At 68.2% G+C, this 3017-nt stretch carries 5 protein-coding genes; all 5 read left to right on the top strand.

Going from position 1 to position 3017, the window contains the following annotated elements:
- Positions 1-646, top strand: a 646-nt coding sequence (locus tag VNE62_02135) for a hypothetical protein (protein ID HVE91087.1), incomplete at its 5' end; no start/stop codon positions are given.
- A gap of 79 nt (positions 647-725) precedes the next feature.
- A complete protein-coding gene (ndhC, locus tag VNE62_02130; GenBank protein HVE91086.1) occupies positions 726-1082 on the top strand; it encodes an NADH-quinone oxidoreductase subunit A in 357 nt (118 codons plus the stop codon).
- Complete coding sequence (locus VNE62_02125; protein ID HVE91085.1) at positions 1073-1555, top strand: NADH-quinone oxidoreductase subunit B family protein; 483 nt, start codon at positions 1073-1075, stop codon at positions 1553-1555. The genes ndhC and VNE62_02125 overlap by 10 nt, the downstream gene beginning before the upstream one ends.
- Positions 1556-1560: 5 nt before the next feature.
- Positions 1561-2280: an NADH-quinone oxidoreductase subunit C gene (locus VNE62_02120; protein ID HVE91084.1), complete on the top strand. Its 720-nt coding sequence runs from the start codon at positions 1561-1563 to the stop codon at positions 2278-2280.
- The coding region (locus VNE62_02115) for an NADH dehydrogenase subunit D (protein ID HVE91083.1) at positions 2277-3017 on the top strand (741 nt) is incomplete at its 3' end. The genes VNE62_02120 and VNE62_02115, both read left to right, overlap by 4 nt.

The following is a 3017-nucleotide window of genomic DNA, read 5'->3' as shown; positions in this document are numbered from 1 at the left end:
GGAGGTCAGGGAGGCGGGGACGACGCTTCCCGGCTACGGCTGGGTTTTTCCCATGGGCAACGGCCGCATCAACGTCGGGACCGGCCTGCTGTCGACCTACCCGGACTGGCGCCGCGTCAACACCGCGCACCTGCTCGCCGCATTCATCCGGTCGCTGCCGGAGTCGTGGAGCCTGCCGGACCCGGCCGAGCTTCAGCGCGAGGGGTCGGTGAAGGGATGGCGGCTGCCCATGGCCTTTGCCGTCTGGCCCCCGTGTCGGCCGGGGGTCCTGGTGGCCGGCGACGCGGCCGGGGTCGTGAACCCGTTCAACGGCGAGGGGATATCGGAGGCGGTGGAGTCCGGGGTCGTGGGGGCCGAGGTCATCATGCAGGCCCTGGAGGGGTCCGGGCCTTCGGACCTGTCCGCCTACGAGGACAGGCTTCAGGATCTGTGGGGCCCGTACTACCGGCTGGGACGGGTGTTCGCCAGGCTCATCGGGAGGCCGAGGATGATGCGCCTGGCCATCGACGCCGGGATGCACGTCCCACCCGTGATGTCGTTCGCCTTCAAGATCCTGTCCAACGTGTACATGCAGCAGGGCGGCACGGCGGGGGACCGCACCGTCCGGGGCATGGTGCGTCTGGCGTCGCTGATACGCCTCGGGTGAGGCGTCCGGCGGGGACGTTTGCGGCCCCCGCAGGCCGCCACTACCGTTGGGTGCTGACTTCCTAGGAACAGAGGGAACCTTGCTCGCCAGCTACCTTCCCATCGTGTTCATGTTGGTGCTCGCGGGGGCCTTCGCCGTGCTCTCGGTCATGGCCGCGAGGTTCCTCAGCCCCAAGGACCCCACCCCCGCGAAGCTGATGCCCTACGAGTGCGGCATCACCGAGGTCGACGCCCCCGCGGAGCGATTCCCGGTGCGCTTCTACCTGACGGCGATGCTGTTCGTGATCTTCGACGTCGAGGTCATCCTGATGTTTCCGTGGGCCGTGGTCTTCAAAAAGTTCGGAATGTTCGCGCTGGTCGAGATGTCGATATTCATCGGCATCCTTCTGGTCGCGTACTTCTACGTCGTCAGAAACGGGGCGCTGGAGTGGGACTAGAGGAACGGCTTCCGTCCATAGTCACGGCGTCGGCCGAGAAGCTCGTGAACTGGGCGCGGTCGGCCTCGGTCTGGCCCGCGACCTTCGGGCTCGCCTGCTGCGCGATCGAGATGATGCAGACGGTCGCCCCCAAGCACGACCTGGCCCGGTTCGGCATGGAGGCTTTCCGCGCCTCGCCGCGGCAGGCCGACCTGATGATCGTCGCCGGCCGCGTGTCCCAGAAGATGGCGCCGGTAGTCCGGCAGATCTACGACCAGATGGCCGAGCCGAAGTGGGTCCTTTCGATGGGCGCATGCGCTTCCTGCGGCGGAATGTTCAACAACTACGCGCTGGTGCAGGGCGTGGACCAGATCGTTCCGGTGGACGTCTACGTGCCCGGGTGCCCGCCGACTCCCGAGATCCTGATGGCCGGCATCGTCCGGCTGCACGAGAAGATCCGCAAGCAGCCGCTGCGCCTCGGACGGGCCCGGTAGCAGCGATGGCCGCCCACCGCCTCGAGTCCGTCGCCTCCCTAGTTAGTGAAAGTTTTCCCGAGGCCGTCACCCGTGCCTACGAGCATGTAGGAGAAGCGGTGCTGATCGTCGCCCGCGACCATCTGGTGCCGGTGATGACGGCGCTCCGCGACCGGGCCGGGTTCGAGATGCTGTGCGACCTGTCCGGGGTTGACTGGCTCCCGCGGGAGCCGCGGTTCGAGGTCAACTACCACCTGTACTCGTTCGCCCACAACGACAGGCTTCGCGTCAAGGTCCAGCTGCCGGACGGCGACCCCGTTCTGCCTTCGGTCGTGCAGGTGTGGCCGGGGGCCGACTGGCAGGAGCGTGAGGTCTGGGACATGTACGGGGTCACCTTCACCGGCCACCCGAACCTGGTGCGGATCCTGATGCCCGACGAATGGGAGGGACACCCGCTTCGCAAGGACTACCCGGTGGGCGGCGTCCCCGTCGAGTACCGGATAGAGCCCGCTTACGTGGGGGCCGATGCGATCCCGGATCTGGGACGGGCCTCCATGGGCGGGGCGCCGCCCCGCCTGGTCCGCGACCGGGGACGCCTGTCGCCGTGGACGTGGACCGGTCCGCCGGCCACGGGCGTGCGCGCAGAGCCGGACCCCCCGAAGCTCCCGCCGGACACACCGCAGATCCCGTCCGGGACCGAAGGCCCCGACACGGCCACCGCAGCTGGAGGGGACGAACCCAAGTGAGCGAGACGCTCGTGACGGGGCCCGCGCAGCAGGACGCGGCGGCGCAGGTCCAGGACCTGTGGGTCGAGGGCGAGACGATGCGGGTGAACATGGGCCCGCAGCACCCGTCCACCCACGGGGTGCTCAGGCTGCAGGTGGAGATGACCGGCGAGACGCTGTTGTCCGTCAACCCGGTGATCGGGTACCTGCACACGGGCATCGAGAAGAACGCAGAGGTCCTGAACTGGATCCAGGCCGTCACCGCCGTCACCCGCGCCGACTACCTGTCCAACTTCTTCAACGAAGCCGCATTCTGCATGGCCGTCGAGCGCCTGGCGGAGGTGGAGGTCCCCGAAAGGGCGCAGTGGATCAGGTGCCTGATGATGGAGCTCAACCGGATCACCTCCCACCTGATCTGGCTGGGTACGTCCGGACTCGAGCTCGGCTCGGTCTCGATGGCCACCTACGCGTTCCGCGAGCGCGAGATGATCCTGGACGTTTTCCAGTCCGTCACCGGACTGCGGATGAACCCCGGCTACTTCCGTCCGGGCGGTGTTTCGATGGACCTGCCCGCGGAGGCCGAGGGCAAGATCCGCGAGCTTTTGCGCGTGCTCCCCGGGCGCTTCGACGAGTACGAGGCCCTGCTGTCCGCCAACCCAATCTGGGTACAGCGCAACCGGGGCATCGGGATTCTGTCGGCGGCCGACGCCATCGCCTACGGGGTGACGGGGCCCCCGCTGCGGGCGTCGGGCGTCGAC

It is taken from the genome of Actinomycetota bacterium, from assembly GCA_035536535.1.
Classification (GTDB): domain Bacteria; phylum Actinomycetota; class JAICYB01; order JAICYB01; family JAICYB01; genus DATLNZ01.
The sequence above is the reverse complement of the archived record's forward strand: the minus strand, read 5'-3'. Positions and strand labels throughout refer to the sequence as shown.